The organism is Kribbella turkmenica (assembly GCF_004348725.1).
Classification (GTDB): Bacteria; Actinomycetota; Actinomycetes; order Propionibacteriales; family Kribbellaceae; genus Kribbella; species Kribbella turkmenica.
Window position 1 is genome coordinate 1 of the sequence record NZ_SMKR01000091.1, and the last position, 15,689, is coordinate 15,689.

Below are 15,689 nucleotides of genomic sequence, written 5' to 3' on the forward strand. Positions count from 1 at the left end.
ACATCGACCTGCACTCCGGCCACTGGCAGATCCGCATCATCAATGGCGTCGTCCAGGTCGGTCGGGTGACCTGGACGACGCCATTGATGATGCGGATCTGCCAGTGGCCGGAGTGCAGGTCGATGTGGTGTCGCTTGCAGAGCAGGACCAGGTTGTTCACGGCGGTCACGCCGCCGTCGAGCCACGAGACGACATGGTGGGCATCGCACTGGATCGGTGGGGCGCCGCACACCACGCAGCCTTTGTCGCGGGCGTTCAAGACCCGTCGCATCGGTCGGGTGACGAGGCGTTGGCTGGTGCCGACGTCCAGTGGTTGTGATCTGGAGCCGAGGACGATCGGGAGGATCTCGGCATCACAGGCCAACCGGCGGACGACCGCGGCGGACAGGTTCTCCCCGAACACCAGAGCGCCGGTCCCGGTCGCGGTCGCGGCCTTGAGGGTGTCGAAATCGATGGTCACGCTGAGGTGCGCCTTCGGCCCGTGGCCGGACGCCAACCCGCCAACCACCTCGTGACCGTCGCTCCCATTGTGGATGGCTGCGTCTGAAGGGATTGCTCGGCGAGGACCGATGTTGTCGAGCAGCGCAGCGGCGGGGCCGCCGGCCGCTTGGCCGGCCCCCGCGTGCAACGGCGTCTGCTCCTGAGTACATCTCGACGATGCGGGGGCGGCGGTCCGGTCGGACTGCGTGCCACTGCGGCGCGGACTGCTGGCGGCGGGTAGGTGGTGGGTGTTGGCAGCAGCGTTCAGCACGGTGACGAGGGCGTCGGCCTGACGCTTGTCACGAGGACGCGGGTCGAGCTCACCGTCGACTGTCTTGTGCGGTTTGGCGTGGGCGTGGATCAGGGTGCGAAGGAGCTCTGCGTTCTCGTTGGCCAGGTAGCCGCGGACGGTGAGGCCACGGTCGGCAGTCTTCAGGGTGAGGGATTCGCGGGCGTACGCCTTCTGCTCCTCCGGCTCCGGTCCGTCGGGATCGAGGATGTCGCGGATCTTCCGGCCCACTCGGCGTAGCTCGGACGGGGTGTGGGTCGCGGCCAGTTCGATCAGTCGCCGTTCGGCGAACTCGACGTTCTCGGCCGGGACTGTGGTGGGAACCTTGCCCAGGACCGACAGGATCGCCTCGGCGTGGGCGGGATGCACGCGCCACGCATCACTCGACTCGGAGGCGGCGGCATCCAGGTCGCCGAGGGTCGCCGGACCGCCGGAGTCGTCGTCTGCGTCGGCGTCTGCGTCGTCAGGAGCGGTGGGTTCCGCGGTCGTCGGGTTCGGGAAGGGAAGTCGGGGATCGGGCAGGGCGGCACTGGTGGCCGGGTGCCTACCGAGACCGGTGGCGACGCGGACGTCGCGGCGGGCTTCCGTGGCGTCGATGCGGTAGCGCTGGGACAACAGGCGGGCGGTGTCGCCGGCGCCCAGCTCCTTGGCGTAGCCGGACTGGTCGAGGCCGGCGATCAATTGCAGCCTGAACGTCGCCAACCTGGCCTCTTCGGCGACGACCGCGTCGAGAGTCGACAGCTTCTCGCTGTCGCTCATCGACCAGACGGGTCGTTCGCCGAGGATCTCCATACCTGCAACTGTAGACCTGCCCACCGACAGTCTTCGAGCCCGAAGCCCTTGTTTTCAGGGCGATCCAACCGAAGAAAGTTGTCCACAGGCTGCCATCCTGTGGACAATCCATCCACACCAGTCAAGATGTTGCCATAGGCAAGTAGCTTGTGGATCAATGCCTGCAAGCAGCGTCCCTCGGATGGTTGAGCCTGTGTGGACGTGCCGACGTTCCCGGACAAGCTGGTGCCGGATGTGGATCTTCGGACTGCGCGGAGGGAGAGCCGGTGGCGGTGCGAGCCTGCGGGAGCCGCTGACTGCTGATGATGCTTTCGTTGTCGGGGAGCGGCCTGGCGGTGAGGGGCGGCAGTGAGTACACCGGCAGAGGGATGACGCCCGCAGGTGACCGAGCGGGCGGCGGCGGAGCTGACGGTCAACGCGTTGATGTCGGCTTGGCGTGCGCTGGGCGGCGCGGCGGACCTGACCGACGTGGTGGATCGACGGCTGCGCGAGGATGAGGACCGCGACGGCATGCCGGCCGAGAGACCAAGCGGGTTCGATACGCCGAGTCCGCGAAGGAGGCTGAGTCTCCGCTGGCGGGCGGCGCGGACCGGAGTGGCGGGGAGGACCTCGAGCCGTTGGTGAACGTGCCGGGGTGCCGCTGGGACTACTCCCGGTGGATCGTGTAGTCGGACTGGATGAAGCCGGCGCTCAGGGTTCGGGTGGCGTTGTGGGTGAGGGTGATGTCGGCTTCGAGTTCGCCGAACAGCGGGATGCCGGCGCCGAGGAGGACGGGGGCGGTGGTGATGGTGAGCTCGTTCAGCAGGCCGGCTCGGAGGAAGGTCTGGATGACCCGGCCGCCGTCGGTGTAGACGCGTTTGGCGCCGCGGTCGTTCAGGGTCTCGACCAGGGCGTCGAGGGTGCGGTGGACGAGGATGCGCTCGTCGGCGTCCGCGGCGAGCGTCGTACTGAGGACCTCGACGTGCTTGCCCTCGTACGGCCAGAAGCCGAAGGTGAGGGCTTTCTCGTACGTGTTCCGCCCCAGTACGACGGTGTCCACGGAGGCCATGAACTCGTCGTACCCGGTGTCGCCGGCCTGCTCACCGCGTTCGGTGAGCCAGTCGATGGACCCGTCCGGCCGGGCGATGTAGCCGTCGAGACTGGTGGCGATGAAGACAGCCGCGTGGAAGCTCACCTCACCAGTTTTCCACGGACCCGAATCAGCCCTTCAGACCGGTCTGGGCCAGGCCTTCGACGAACTGGCGCTGGGCGAGGACGAAGACGACCAGGACCGGGAGGGCGGACAGGGTGGCCGCGGCGAGCTGGGTGTTCCACATCGGGCCGCCGTAGGCGTCGACGTACTGGGTGAGCGCCTGCGGGATGGTGAACTTGTCCTTGCTGGACAGGAAAACGATCGGCTCCAGGTAGAGGTTCCAGCTGTGCAGGAAGGTGAAGATCGACACCGCGCCGATGGCCGGCCGGGCGAGCGGGAGGCAGACCCGCCAGAACAGGCCGAACCGGCCGAGACCGTCGACCCGGCCGGCCTCCTCGAGCTCGGCCGGCAGCGTGACGAAGAACTGCCGCATGATGAATGTCGCCAGCACACTCGGCGCGCCGAGGGCCGGGACCAGGATGAGCGGCCAGTGGGTGTCGACCAGGCCGAGCGCGTCGAACATCCGGTACAGCGGGATGATCGTCACCTCGTTCGGGACGAGCAACCCGGTCAGCACGATCACGAACACCACGCCCGCGCCGCGGAACCGGATCCGCGCGAACGCGTATCCGGCGAGCGCGGAGACGGCCAGGGTCAGGATCGTCACCAGCAGCGCGATGTAGAGGCTGTTCAGGTACTGTCGCCCGAACGGCTGCAGGTCGAACACCTGCCGGTACGCGTCCAGCGTCGGTGACCCCGGCAGGAGCGACGGCGGGAACGCGAAGATCTCGGTCACCGGTTTGAGCGAGGTCGTCGCCATCCACCAGATCGGGAACACGAACGGCACACAGCACACCAGCAGTACGCCGTACACGAGCACCTTCAGCCTAGGACTCATGGAACACCCACTTCCGCCGCATCCGCCACTGGATCACGGTCGGCACGAGCACGATCCCGAACAGCAGCACCGACAGCGTCGCGCCGTACCCGAGGTGGTGGAACTGGAACGCCTGCTGGTACAGGTAGTACACGAGCACCGTCGTCGACGTTCCGGGTCCGCCCTGGGTGAGTACGGCGATCTGCGCGAACACCTGCAGTGAGCCGACGATCGTCAGGATCATCGTCAGCAGGATCGTCGGACTGATCAGCGGCACGGTCACCCGCCGGAACCGGGCCCACGCGGACGCGCCGTCGATCCTGGCGGCCTCGTACAGCTCGGCCGGGACACCCTGCAGCGCGGCCAGGAACAGCACCATGTTCAGCCCGACGTTCTTGAACAGCTGGACCACGATCACCGAGGCCATCGCGGACCCGCCCGAGCGCAGCCAGTTCGGCCCGTCGATCCCCGCCACATCAAGGAACGCGTTGACCCCACCGTTGTCCTGCAGCAGGAACCCCCACACGATCGTCCACGCGACCAGCGTCACCACGACCGGTGAGAAGAACAACGTCCGGAAGACGACCGTGCCACGCAGCTTCTGGTTCAGCAGGACGGCGAGGAACAGCGCCAGGCTCAGGTTCAGCACCACCAGCCCGACCGAGAACAGGCCCGTTGCCTTCAGCACCGAACCGAGCTCGCGGTCGTCCGCCAGCGCCGCGTAGTTGTCGGCGCCGACGAAGTCGAACGTCCCGGCCAGCACGTTCCACTCGTGCAGGCTGTACCAGCCCACCATCCCGAGCGGAACGATGACGAAGGCGACGATCCCGGCGAGCTGCGGTGCGACCATCAGCCACCCGGCCAACTGGTCGCGCCTCCGCATCGTCCAGTACGGCGCCTTCTCCGGCGGTGCGACCGTGGAGGCCGGCTTCTCCAGCAACAGGGTCATTTCGCCAGCAGCGGGTTGATCTTCGCGCAGACCCCGGACATCACGCCGCTGACGTCGGCGTCTGGCCTCCACAGCGGATCCAGGGCGGCACGGACGGTCTGCTGCAGTTCGGCGTACCCGGTGTGGCTGGGCTTGATGTCGCCGCGTTCGATGCCGTCGATCACCACGCTCTGGAGTTGCGCCGGCTTGAGCAGCGGGTTCGCCTTGGCCAGCGTCTCGGCGGTGAGCTGGGACTTGCGCGGCGGCGGGAAGAACTGGGCGAGCTCGGCCGAGTTCTCCGCGTTGGTGAAGTAGGCGAGGAAGTCCTTGGCGGCCTCGGCGTTCTTGCCGCGCTTCAGCACGCCGATCCCGGCCTGGCCGACGACGGAGTACTCACCGGCCGGTCCCTTCGGCAGCGGCACCAGGTCCCAGGTGAACCTGGCCTTCTCCAGCAGGGCGGCCCGGCTGATCTGGGTGAGCACCATCGCGGCGTCACCGGCGTAGAAGTCCTTGGTGACGCCGGGCCCGGGCATCGCCTTGGTGGTGAAAGCCAGGTCGTGCACGAAGGACATCGCGTCGACCATCTCGGGCTGGTCGAACCCGCAGGTCTTGCCGTCCTCGCTCCACGGCCGCGCACCCCAGCCGGCCCAGATCGAGTTCAGCGTGTCCCAGCCCTTGTAGTCGAAGTCGCCGACGACGATGCCGCCCTTGCCGCTCTTCTGTACGGCGGCACCGGTGGCGGCGGCCTCCTCCCAGGTCCAGGTCCCGGCCGCGACCTGCTGCGCGGGCGACGGCCGGCCGGCCGCCTCGACCAGATCCGTGTTGACGAAGACGCCGAGCGGGGAGGTCGAGAACGGGTAGGCGTACAACTGGCCGTCCTTCTCCCAGTTGGCCGTCGTGCTCGGCAGGAGGTCCGGGTCCTTGTCGATCGGCGCGAGCGCGCCCGAGGTGACGAAGTCCGGCGCCGTGCTCTCCAGGATCCAGGCCAGGTTCGGGACGTTGCCGCCGCCGATCTGGGTGGTCAGCGTGGTGGTGTAGTTCTCGAACGGGATCGCCTCGAAGGTGATCTTGCCGACGTCCGGGTGGTCCTTGGTGTAGGCGGCCGCGATCTGGTCGAACAGGGCCAGGTGCTTGGCGTTCGCACTCCAGACCGTCATCCGCAGGTCCACCGGGCCCTCGCTGCCGGTGTCGGCTCCCCCGCCACAGCCGGCCAGCAAGGCCGCGGTCGTCGCCGCCGCGGTCAGCGCGCGTAGCTTCATCAGTCCTCCATCAGTCGCCGGTGCTCAGTAGCCTTCGACCGCCGGCCAGCCGAGCTCGATGCCCTGGGCAACCAGTCGGGACTGGAACTCGCCGAGCAGGGCCGGGGTGTTGCGGACCGCGCGCGGGCAGGTGCCGCGGTCGAGGCAGAACGCCGCGAGCAGGCCCGCGGCCTCGCCGATGTTCCACTCGACCGGGTGCAGCCGGTAGCAGCCGTTGGTGATGTGCGTGGTGCCGAGGTTCTTGTTCGCCGGCAGGAGGTTCTCCACCCGGCGCGGGATCAGCGCCCCGAGCGGGATCCGGAACGGGCTGCTGGCCACGTCGATGTAGTTGTCCCCTCCGGTCGACGGGTGCAGGTCGATCCGGTACATCCCGATGCCGACGCTGTCGTCGTACTCGACCGCGCCGCGCGAGCCGCGGACGGCGACCGCCAGGTCCTGCTCGACGACCGTGTACTCCGCCTTGATCCGCCGCGACTCGCGGATGTACGGCGCCTGCGCCAGACCGTCCGTTGAGCCGAGCACGTCGCCGCGCAGCCGCAGACCGGGGAACCCGGCGCCGCCGTCGGGACGCGGTGCCTCGGTCTGCAGCCAGTAGAGCACCGCCTGGGACAGCTCCTTCGCCGCGGCCAGATGCCTGTCCGCGTCCGGTACGTCGATCACCGGGCCCTCGAAGTAGTCGATCATCGGCCAGTTCACCAGGCAGATGTCGCTGTCGTAGGCGCCCGGCTCGAAGTGCCGCCGGGCCGCGATCCGGCGGAACGTCCACAGGTTCGTGTCGCCGCCGGTACGGCGCTGGTCCGCGACCACCGCGAGCGGGTCGTCGTCCGGGTTCGGCGTGAACGTGCGGAGCGAGCTCTCCAGGGTGCGCGGATCGGGAGCGGTCCAGGACAGCAGCCGATCACCCCAGAACGACGGCTGGTAGTTGCGCCAGAACGCGTAGTTGGCCGGCTTGTCCCCGACGTGGTTGCCGTCGACGTGGTCGATCGCGAAGCAGTAGGACACCGCCTGCATGTTCAGCGGCTGCGCCTCGGCCGGCGCACTCGGCTCGCCGGTCTCGCTCTGGGCCTCGAAGCCGGTCACGTACTCCGTCCCCGTCAGCGGCAGCAACTCACCGGTCTCGGTCGCGTCGAGGATGTACGGCGCCGTGATCGTGAGCTGCTCGCCGCTGTCGCGGTGCTGCACCGTCACCGCGCTGACGCGATCACCGTCGGTCTCCGCGGCGACCGGCCGGAAGGGCTGCAGCATCCGCAACCGGCCGCTCGACCGGAACGGCGCGAGCAGCTCTTCCAGCACCGCCAGGGCGACCCGCGGCTCGTGGCAGAGCTTGGACACGTACCCGGCGCCCGGGTTGAGCTGCACCGCCGCCCGCGACGCGGAGGTCAGCGGGTAGTGGCGCCGGTAGTAGTCGCGGATCCCTTCGCGGAGTGCGCGGTACGACGCGGTGATCCCGAACTGCTCGACCCAGGTGTGCTCGTCCGGTGGCACGGCCTGGCTGGTCAGCTGTCCGCCGAGCCAGTCGAACTCCTCGGTCAGCACGACCGAGCGACCGGCCCGCAGGGCCGACAGGGCCGCAGCCACTCCGCCCAGTCCGCCGCCGACAACGAGAACATCTGTCTGCATTACTTGCCCTTCGGTGCGATCAACGTGGTGCCCTTGGCCAGCTCGCACGGCAGCAGCCGTTGCGTGCCGGCCGCAGCCCGGCCGCTCAAGATGGCCTCGAGCAGCTCGGTGGCCTGGCGGCCCATCTCCTGGCGCGGTACGTGGAAGCCGCTGAAGTCGATCCCGGTTGCGGCCGGCCGGGTCGCGTCGCCCAGCGCGACCACGGACAGGTCGCCTGGGATGTCGACTCCGCGCGCGGCGGCCGCCTCGGACAGCGCGACCGCGTCCGCCCGCTCCTCGACGAACGCCGCGGTGATCCGCCGGTCCAGCAGGGTGTCGAGCACCTCGGCCGCCGGCCGGTCGGCCGTCGGTACGTGCGGTACCCGGTCGCCCGCCGTACGACGGAAGCCGAGCAGGCGGTCCGCGGACGACTCGGCGCCGGTGCCGGGCCCGACGAAGGCGATCCGCCGGTGCCCGAGCGCGAACGCCCGCTCGACCACGGTCGAGGTGGCCGCGGCGTAGTCGGCGCCGACGGACGGGACGGGGCCGCCGGCGTCGTCCCGGCGGCCGACCGAGACGAACGGGTACTCCTCGGTGATCAGCCGGCCCAGCTCGTCACCGGGGATGTGGCGACCGAGGAGCAGGCAACCGTCGGCGATCCGCAGCCGGTTGTTCTCGTGGAAGATCCGCCGCCGGCCCGACGTCACCGGCGCGCTGGTGAACAGCAGCAGGTCCCAGCCGAGGCGCTCGGCGCAGTCCTCGATACCGGCCAGGAACGGGTGGTAGAAGTCGCCGGTCGAGCTCGGGAACACCGACTCGTAGGTGAACACGCCGAGGATCTGGTTGCGTTGCTTGACCATCCGGCGGGCCAGCGGATCGGCCTGGTAGCCGGTCTCCCGGATCACCTTCAGCACCCGGTCCCGGGTCCCGGCCGGGATCCGCGCCGACGCGTCGCTGCGGTTGTTGAGCACCAGCGACACCGTCGTCTGGCTCACCTTCGCCAGGCGGGCGATGTCGCGCTGGGTGAGGCGGGTGGTCGCCTTGTCCGGCATGGATTAATCCTCCGCAGTAATACGCATTGCCGGGAACCGTAGAACACTTCACGAATCATCGTCAAGGGGTTGTCTCTCATGGTAATGCGGATTAGCAGTCACGACGTCTTGACGGGCCCGGATCGCCCGGAGAACACTCGCTGCACTCCACCCGCCGTTCGACCCCGGGAGTCCGGTCATGCCTGTCACTCGCCGTTCCGTCCTGCTCGGCGCCGCTGCCGGCGGAGTCGCGCCCGCGTTGCTGTCCGCACCGGCGCACGCCGCCGGGTTGCCCCTGCTCGCACCGCTCCCCGCCGGAGCGCCGGACCGACTGCTGTTCGCACCGGGCGAGCAGCGGTTCGCCGGCTACCTGACGATCCTCGCGCCGATGAGCAACGACATCGTCGACACCGAGCCGTACGGGTTCATGGGCGGCGGGTGGTGGCGGTCGCCGGCGCAGCCGTTCAACGCCCGGGTGCAGGAGCACGTGTTCACGTTGAGCTGGTTCTACGCGAACCGGCGGACGTGGAACCCGTACCATCGCGATCCCGCGCTGCTCGGGCGGCTGGACGCAGCGCTCGACCACTACCTGAAGCTGCAGAACCCGGACGGTTCGTGGCCGGAGTACGCGCCCGGCGAGCGCGGCAAGGCGTCCAGCGGCTTCGGTCTCGGCTATCTCGCGAAGACGCTGGCGAATCTCCGTCAGGCGAGTGCGTTGCCGGGCCGCCGCACCCAGTTGGAAGTTGCCCTGCGCAAGGGAGCTGACTGGTACCTGGACCCGGCGAACAGCGTGGTCTGGGACGACCCGTTCGCGTACACCAATCAGGCCGTCGCCGGTGTCGCCGGCTCGGCGCTCACGCTCCGGCTGCTGCCCGACCGCGCCCGGTGGAATCGCCTGCAGGAACGGATCCGGTTCGTCGCCAAGTGGTCGCAGAGTCCGGCCGGGTTCTTCTACGACCCCCGCGGGATGGACATCAACTACAACTTCGAGGTGATGCTGCCGGAGATGGCCGAGCTGTACCTGCTCACCCGGAACCCGCTGCTGGTGTCGATGACGCGCAAGTTCTCCGACTGGTTCGGCTACAACCTGCTGCGTGAACCGGACGGATCCGGCTGGCTGACGTACTACGCCGTGTCCGACCGCACCGCCACCGCGTACTACGACGACGCGATCCCCGACCCGGACCGGACCATCCTCGGCTCGCACTTCGTCCCCGCCGTACCCGGCCTCGGTGCGTTCTTCACCTCCCACGAGGACAAGGCCGCACTCCGGCACGCCTGGTCCGAGGATCCGGCTCCGGTGCCGCCGCTGGCCAAGCAGGACACGTCGCCGCGCATCATCGCGCACGCGCCGTACGGCGAGACGCTGCCGGCCCGCGCCGCGAAGCGGACCGCGATCGAGCGCATCCCGTACCTGCACCGGACCGACTTCACCGAGTTGCGCCGGGACGAGGTGGAGAACCAGGACTACCTGTACGTACGGCGCCCGGGCTTCTACTTCGGCGCGTTCTTCGGCACCCGGCCGGGCGGGCCGGTCAAGGCCGGGACCGGCTTCTTCTGGCACCCGGTGGCCGGCACGGTGATCCACGCGCAGCAGACGTCGACCGGCTGCTGGGCGACGGTCCGCAACGGCAAGGCCGATGCCGAGAGCAACCTGGTCGCCGAGTACCCGTCGAAGGATCTCGTCCGCTACCGCACGCCCGACGGTTCGGCGGCGACCGACCTGATCATCGGCCGCGACTCGGTCACCCGGCGGGTCACCGCGACCACCGCCGCGACCGAGCAGATCCCGCTGGTCCTTCAGCCCGGTGACGAGGTCTGGTTCTCCGACAGCACCGTCGTTCCCTACGACCAGACCCGGACGGCGACCGCGAACGCTCTGACGATCAGGCGGGGCCGGACGGTCATCACGATCACCTGGTCAGGCGTCCGCACCGCTACCCTCAGCACCTCGACCCGGACGTACCTGCGCGACCGGCGCCGCCGCGTGCATGTCCTGCGCATCCCACACGACGGCGCCCTCGAGACGACGGTCCGGACGGTCGGCTGAGTCCAAGAATGGCGCACCTATCCGCTCGCCGACCTCGCCGAAGCCCTTCGGTACGTCGAAACGGAGCACGCGCGGGCGAGAGTCGTCAGGACGTCCGCAGCCGCACGGTCTGGCGGCCGGGCGTGCGGCCGGTCAGGTACACGCGCTGGCCGTCCGGCGTCAGGCTGCCGCCGAGGTAGGTGTACCGCTCGCCCGGGTCCATCGAGACGCGGGTGGCACCGTTGCCGGGGCCGAACTCGATCCGGTCCGGGCCGACGGTGTACGAGCCGGTGCCGGACACCAGTTGGTGGTTGCCCGGAGTACCCAGTGCCTGGACCCCGGCCAGCGTCCCACCGTTGCGGAAGCAGAGTTCGATGGCGTAGCCCGTCTCGTCCCCGTCGAACTCGAAGGTCAGGTCCCAGCCGTTGCCGACCTCGACGATCGTGACCTCGGTCCGCAGCGTGCGGTACTGCTTCGGCCGGTGTGGGAAGTCCATCGACGCGTAGAACCGGCCGTCGAGCGTCAGCGCGTACAGACCGTCCGCACGCCGGTACCGCTTCGGCAGCGGCAGGTGGTACGGCACCTTCACCTCCTGCGCCAGCTTGTACGTGCGCGGCCCGACCCGGCGCATCCCGTCGCTGCGGAAGTGGCCGGTGCTGAAGAACTGCGGCGACAACCGGACCGAGTCCAGGATCGCGGAACCGCTGCGCAGCTTGAAGAACGTCGGGTTGGTGGACAGACCGGACGCGATCACCGGGATGTCGTGGAAGTCCGTCCCGCCGAACACCGACGCGGTCCTGGTGTCCCGCCGGATCCGCGCCGAGGCCTGGGACGGGAAGTGCTGGGCGAAGTCCGTCGGTACCGGCTCCGGGGCCGGCAGCACGGCGGCGAGCTCCGGCCGCTCCAGCACCTCCGCCAGGAAGTCCCCGAGCTCGCCGCTCCCGCGCTGCTCGATGCTCTTGGCAACAGTCGAGAACCGCCCGTCGCCGGTGTGCAGGGCGAGCTCGCGGAACTGGGTGAGGTACCACCAGACCTCGCGGATCCGGGTCTGGTCCTGCCGCCGGGACGCGATCGTGTCGACCTCGCCGTTGGGCTCGAGGAAGTACAGCGTCGCCTCCAGGTTCCGCCGCACGTACTCGAGCAGCTCCGGCTTGTTCCGCACCCAGGCGATCCCGATCAGGCAGTGGTTCGTCACCTCGGACGCGTACGTCGAACTGCGTTCGGAGTAGATGCCGTCCGGGGTCGCGTCGATGCCCTCGTCCAGCCAGTCGTCGATCCGGGCGGCGTACCGGCGGTCCGGGAACAGGTGGTGCGTCCGCGCCAGCGCGGCCGCGACCTCCCAGCGGTGGTTGGGCGTGTGCACCCCGCCGGCCGCGATCGCAGGCCCGGCCTTCCGCAGTACCTGCTCGAGGATCGCGCGGTGCGGCCGGGTCGCCGGCTGGTCGTCGGCGTCGAGCAGTCCGTAGACCATGGCCACGTCCTGGATCGCGAACGAGCTGTCCGGCGGCGAGTGCAGGTTGCCGACGTCGTACAGGCCGTCCTCGTGCTGGCGGGCGGCGAGCTGCTCGGCCAGCCAGTGCAGCGGAGCCAGCAGCGACGCGTCATGGTGGTACGACGACTTGCCCCAGACGTACCCGGACACCAGCCGCCGGGCCTTGCGCGCGACCGCCCGGACACTGTCGGACGGATTCTGGAGATTGGCCAGCGCCAGCGGGATCTGCACCTGGTTGGCGTTGGTCAGCACGGTCAGGAAGTCTTCGTCCACGGCTGCTTCTCCAGCATCGGTCGCGCCGGCCGCGGTGGCCGGGAAGAGGGCGCCGACCGTCAGCGTGGTCAGCGAGCCGGCAAGAAAGGTACGGCGCTGCATGGGGTCTCCTCGGGGATACCGGCGTACCAGGGCGTCGGTAAGCGGTTGCCAAATGTCCAGTACTGTCTCCCCGCGACTTTGTCCTGTCAATACTTCGCAGCTGACCGCATCTGGTCAGTGGGAGCCGACGCAGAGTCTTGTGTGAACCGGTTTCTTGGGCTAACTTGACCGGCCAAGGCAAGCGCTTTCCGCTAGCCCTCGAGGTTTCCGGAGGTAAGAAACTATGAGTGCGCTGGGTGAGCTCGGTTCGCTCCGGGGCAAGAAACCCGCAGGGCAGCTGCCTGACCGAGGCGGCGGGGCGGGGAAGGTCTACAAGAAGGACAACCTGGCCGCCTACCTGTTTCTCGCGCCGTGGCTGCTCGGGCTGTTCCTGATCACCATCGGGCCGATGCTGGCCTCGCTGTACCTGTCGTTCACCGACTACAACCTGATCCAGGCGCCCCAGTGGATCGGGTTGGAGAACTTCACCCGGATGCTGTCCGACGAGCGGCTGCACAACTCGCTGCGGGTCACGTTCACCTACGTGTTCGTCTCCGTACCGCTGCAGCTCGCGGTCGCGCTGCTGCTGGCCGTCGTCCTCGATCGCGGCGTCCGCGGGATGGCGTTCTACCGCTCGGTCTTCTACCTGCCGTCGCTGCTCGGCTCCAGCGTCGCGATCGCGATCCTGTGGCGGCAGGTGTTCGGCACCGAAGGCCTGCTCAACCAGGTGCTCGCCCTGGTCGGCATCGACGGCAAGGGCTGGATCTCCGACCCGAGCACGGCGCTGGGCACGCTGGTCGTGCTGAACGTGTGGACGTTCGGCTCGCCGATGGTGATCTTCCTGGCCGGCCTGCGGCAGATCCCGACGATGTACTACGAGGCCGCGGCGGTGGACGGCGCCGGCGTGCTCGGCCGGTTCTTCCGGATCACGCTGCCGCTGCTCACGCCGATCATCTTCTTCAACCTGGTGCTGCAGATCATCCACGCGTTCCAGTCGTTCACCCAGGCGTTCGTCGTCTCCGGGGGAACCGGCGGGCCGTCGGACTCGACCATGTTCTTCACGCTCTACCTCTACGACCGGGGCTTCGGCAACTTCGACATGGGCTACGCGTCCGCGATGGCGTGGTTCCTGCTCGTGATCATCGGGGCCTTCACCGCGGCGAACTTCTTCGCCTCGAAGTACTGGGTGTTCTATGACGACTGAGACGATGCGCGGCACGGTCGCCGCCCGGAGCACGGCCGGCATCGGCTGGACACGGATCCGGCCGCTGGTGATCCACCTCGCGCTGGCCGCCGCCGCCCTGGTGATGCTCTACCCGGTGATCTGGATGGTGGTCAGCTCACTGCGGCCGGGCAACGAGATCTTCCGCGAACCGAGCATCCTGGTCCGGGACCTGCACATCGAGAACTACCGGGTCGGCTGGAACGCGCTGACCGAACCGTTCACCCGCTACCTGCTGAACTCGGCGGCAGTGGTGTTCGGCTCGGTGCTGGGCAACCTGGTGTCCTGCTCGATGGCGGCGTACGCGTTCGCCCGGCTCGAGTTCACCGGGAAGAAGCTCTGGTTCGCGATCATGCTGCTGAGCATCATGCTGCCGATCCACGTGGTGATCGTGCCGCAGTACATCCTGTTCTCACAGGCCGGCTGGATCAACACGTTCCTCCCGCTGGTCGTGCCGAAGCTGCTGGCCACCGACGCGTTCTTCGTCTTCCTGATGGTGCAGTTCATCCGCGGCATCCCGCGCGAACTGGACGAGGCCGCCCGGATCGACGGCTGCGGCCGGGGCGGGATCTTCCTCCGGGTGATCCTGCCGCTGATGGTGCCGGCGCTGGCGACCACCACGATCTTCACGTTCATCTGGACCTGGAACGACTTCTTCAGCCAGCTGATCTACCTGACCGATCCGAAGATGTACACCGTCCCGGTGGCCCTGCGGGCGTTCGTCGACGCGACCGCGGAGTCCTCCTGGGGATCGATGTTCGCCATGTCGGTCGTCTCCCTCCTCCCCATCTTCCTTGCCTTCCTGCTCGGCCAGCGGTTCCTGATCAAGGGCATCGCCACCACCGGCATCAAGTAATCCCCGAAAGGTGCACATCATGAGGCCGCACATCCCACCCACCGCACGCCCGCGCCTGCGGGCCCTGGCCGCCGTCGCCGTCGCGTCCACCCTGCTGGCCGTCAGTGCCTGCGGCGGGGACTCCGGCGGCAACAGCGGCGGATCCGCGGACGGCAAGATCACCCTCCGGTTCACCTGGTGGGGTGGCGACACCCGCACCAAGATGACCCAGCAGGCGATCGAGGCCTACCAGAAGGACCACCCGAACGTGACGATCAAGGGTGAGTTCGGCGAGTGGTCCGGCTACTGGGACAAGCTCGCCACCACGGTCGCCGCGAACGACGCGCCGGACATCATCCAGATGGACGAGAAGTACCTGCGCGAGTACGCCGACCGCGGCGCGCTGCTCGACCTGAAGAAGGCCGAGGGGCTGGACACCGGCAAGTTCGAGGAGGACACCCTCAAGGCCGGTGAGTTCGACGGCGGCCTCTACGGTCTCAACGCGGGCATCAACTCGTTCGCGATCGTGGCCAACCCGGCCATCTTCAAGGCCGCCGGTGTGGCCATGCCGGACGACACCACGTGGACCTGGGACGACTACACCCGGATCGCCGCCGAGCTCAGCACCAAGCTGGCCGGCAAGGGCTGGGGGACCGGCGCACCCGGCACCAACGAGGCCGCGCTGAACCTGTGGGCCCGCCAGCACGGCGAGTCGCTGTGGACCCAGGACGGGAAGCTCGGTGTCTCGGCCGGCCAGGTGACCGCGTTCTACCAGCAGGTGCTGAAACTGCGCGACGCCAAGGCGATCCCGTCGGCGGAGTTCGTCTCGCAGGACATGAACGCCGCGCTCGACCAGTCCGCGATGGCCACCGGCAAGCTGGCCATGAGCTGGATGTGGAGCAACCAGCTGAACGCCATGAGCAAGGCGGCCGGCAAGGAGCTCAAGCTGCTCCGGGTGCCGAGCGTCGAGGGCAAGGCCGACGCCAACGGCTCGTACTACAAGGGCTCGATGTTCTGGTCGATCTCGTCGCGGTCCAAGCACGAGAAGGAAGCGGCCGAGTTCGTCAACTTCCTGGCCAACAACACCACGGCAGGTAACATTCTGCTGGCCGAGCGCGGCGTACCGCCGAACACCGAGATCCGCTCCGCCATCACGCCGAAGCTGCAGCCGGCCGACGCGGCGTCGGCGAAGTTCATCCAGGACATCGGCAAGGAGCTCGGCGACCCGTCGCCGGCGCCGCCGGTGGGTGGCGGCCAGGTGGAGAAGATCATCCAGCGGTACACCACCGAGGTACTGTTCGGCCGGCAGACGCCGGACAAGGCTGCCCAGGGATTCATCGACGAGGTCAACGGGGAGCTCAAGTAGTGTT

The 15,689-nt window shown here is 68.6% G+C and carries 13 protein-coding genes; 5 read left to right on the forward strand and 8 right to left on the reverse strand.

What is annotated here, in order from left to right; translation table 11 throughout:
• Positions 1-1,561: HNH endonuclease signature motif containing protein (locus E1218_RS20780; RefSeq protein WP_132322634.1), on the reverse strand; the 1,561-nt coding region annotated here is incomplete at its 3' end.
• Between the two features lie 381 nt (positions 1,562-1,942).
• Here E1218_RS20780 and E1218_RS20785 point away from each other — a divergent pair.
• Complete coding sequence (locus tag E1218_RS20785; RefSeq protein WP_132322636.1) at positions 1,943-2,185, forward strand: hypothetical protein; 243 nt, start codon at positions 1,943-1,945, stop codon at positions 2,183-2,185.
• A gap of 22 nt (positions 2,186-2,207) precedes the next feature.
• Here E1218_RS20785 and E1218_RS20790 read toward each other — a convergent pair whose 3' ends face one another.
• The 6 genes from E1218_RS20790 to E1218_RS20815 are packed head-to-tail and all read right to left on the reverse strand — an operon-like array spanning position 2,208 to position 8,408.
• Positions 2,208-2,735, reverse strand: a complete 528-nt coding sequence (locus E1218_RS20790) for a dihydrofolate reductase family protein (protein ID WP_132322638.1) — start codon at positions 2,733-2,735, stop codon at positions 2,208-2,210.
• 25 nt (positions 2,736-2,760) lie between these two features.
• On the reverse strand, positions 2,761-3,591 hold the full coding sequence (locus E1218_RS20795) for a carbohydrate ABC transporter permease (RefSeq protein WP_132322640.1): 831 nt from the start codon (positions 3,589-3,591) through the stop codon (positions 2,761-2,763).
• Positions 3,581-4,519, reverse strand: a complete 939-nt coding sequence (locus E1218_RS20800; protein WP_202866116.1) for a carbohydrate ABC transporter permease — start codon at positions 4,517-4,519, stop codon at positions 3,581-3,583. Before E1218_RS20800 ends, E1218_RS20795 begins: the two co-directional genes overlap by 11 nt.
• Positions 4,516-5,757: an ABC transporter substrate-binding protein gene (locus tag E1218_RS20805; protein WP_132322642.1), complete on the reverse strand. Its 1,242-nt coding sequence runs from the start codon at positions 5,755-5,757 to the stop codon at positions 4,516-4,518. Before E1218_RS20805 ends, E1218_RS20800 begins: the two co-directional genes overlap by 4 nt.
• Positions 5,758-5,781: 24 nt before the next feature.
• Complete coding sequence (locus E1218_RS20810) at positions 5,782-7,377, reverse strand: FAD-dependent oxidoreductase (protein WP_132322644.1); 1,596 nt, start codon at positions 7,375-7,377, stop codon at positions 5,782-5,784.
• A complete protein-coding gene (locus E1218_RS20815; protein WP_132322646.1) occupies positions 7,377-8,408 on the reverse strand; it encodes a LacI family DNA-binding transcriptional regulator in 1,032 nt (343 codons plus the stop codon). The genes E1218_RS20810 and E1218_RS20815 overlap by 1 nt, the downstream gene beginning before the upstream one ends.
• 178 nt (positions 8,409-8,586) lie before the next feature.
• Here E1218_RS20815 and E1218_RS20820 point away from each other — a divergent pair, with 178 nt between their 5' ends.
• Positions 8,587-10,437 carry a hypothetical protein gene (locus E1218_RS20820; RefSeq protein ID WP_132322648.1) on the forward strand — a complete coding sequence of 617 codons (1,851 nt, stop codon included), beginning with the start codon at positions 8,587-8,589 and terminating at the stop codon, positions 10,435-10,437.
• An 85-nt stretch (positions 10,438-10,522) separates the two neighbouring features.
• Here the strand turns inward: E1218_RS20820 and E1218_RS20825 are convergent, their stop codons facing one another.
• On the reverse strand, positions 10,523-12,283 hold the full coding sequence (locus E1218_RS20825) for a prenyltransferase/squalene oxidase repeat-containing protein (protein WP_132322650.1): 1,761 nt from the start codon (positions 12,281-12,283) through the stop codon (positions 10,523-10,525).
• 223 nt (positions 12,284-12,506) lie between these two features.
• On the opposite strand from E1218_RS20825, the gene E1218_RS20830 reads away from it, so the two are divergent.
• The 3 genes from E1218_RS20830 to E1218_RS20840 are packed head-to-tail and all read left to right on the forward strand — an operon-like array spanning position 12,507 to position 15,685.
• Positions 12,507-13,466 (forward strand): carbohydrate ABC transporter permease, encoded by a 960-nt coding sequence (locus tag E1218_RS20830; RefSeq protein WP_132322652.1) that lies wholly within the window; start codon positions 12,507-12,509, stop codon positions 13,464-13,466.
• Positions 13,456-14,340 carry a carbohydrate ABC transporter permease gene (locus E1218_RS20835; RefSeq protein WP_132322654.1) on the forward strand — a complete coding sequence of 295 codons (885 nt, stop codon included), beginning with the start codon at positions 13,456-13,458 and terminating at the stop codon, positions 14,338-14,340. The genes E1218_RS20830 and E1218_RS20835 overlap by 11 nt, the downstream gene beginning before the upstream one ends.
• Positions 14,341-14,359: 19 nt before the next feature.
• A complete protein-coding gene (locus E1218_RS20840) occupies positions 14,360-15,685 on the forward strand; it encodes an ABC transporter substrate-binding protein (RefSeq protein WP_132322656.1) in 1,326 nt (441 codons plus the stop codon).
• The last annotated feature ends 4 nt before the right edge of the window (positions 15,686-15,689 follow it).

Bases quoted from the DNA above. Each gene is read 5' to 3' on its own strand.
- E1218_RS20830 (WP_132322652.1), top strand. From the start codon at position 12,507: ATGAGTGCGCTGGGTGAGCTCGGTTCGCTCCGGGGCAAGAAACCCGCA.
- E1218_RS20825 (WP_132322650.1), bottom strand. From the start codon at position 12,283: ATGCAGCGCCGTACCTTTCTTGCCGGCTCGCTGACCACGCTGACGGTC.
- E1218_RS20820 (WP_132322648.1), top strand. From the start codon at position 8,587: ATGCCTGTCACTCGCCGTTCCGTCCTGCTCGGCGCCGCTGCCGGCGGA.
- E1218_RS20810 (WP_132322644.1), bottom strand. From the start codon at position 7,377: ATGCAGACAGATGTTCTCGTTGTCGGCGGCGGACTGGGCGGAGTGGCT.
- E1218_RS20840 (WP_132322656.1), top strand. From the start codon at position 14,360: ATGAGGCCGCACATCCCACCCACCGCACGCCCGCGCCTGCGGGCCCTG.
- E1218_RS20835 (WP_132322654.1), top strand. From the start codon at position 13,456: ATGACGACTGAGACGATGCGCGGCACGGTCGCCGCCCGGAGCACGGCC.
- E1218_RS20800 (WP_202866116.1), bottom strand. From the start codon at position 4,519: ATGACCCTGTTGCTGGAGAAGCCGGCCTCCACGGTCGCACCGCCGGAG.
- E1218_RS20805 (WP_132322642.1), bottom strand. From the start codon at position 5,757: ATGAAGCTACGCGCGCTGACCGCGGCGGCGACGACCGCGGCCTTGCTG.
- E1218_RS20815 (WP_132322646.1), bottom strand. From the start codon at position 8,408: ATGCCGGACAAGGCGACCACCCGCCTCACCCAGCGCGACATCGCCCGC.
- E1218_RS20795 (WP_132322640.1), bottom strand. From the start codon at position 3,591: ATGAGTCCTAGGCTGAAGGTGCTCGTGTACGGCGTACTGCTGGTGTGC.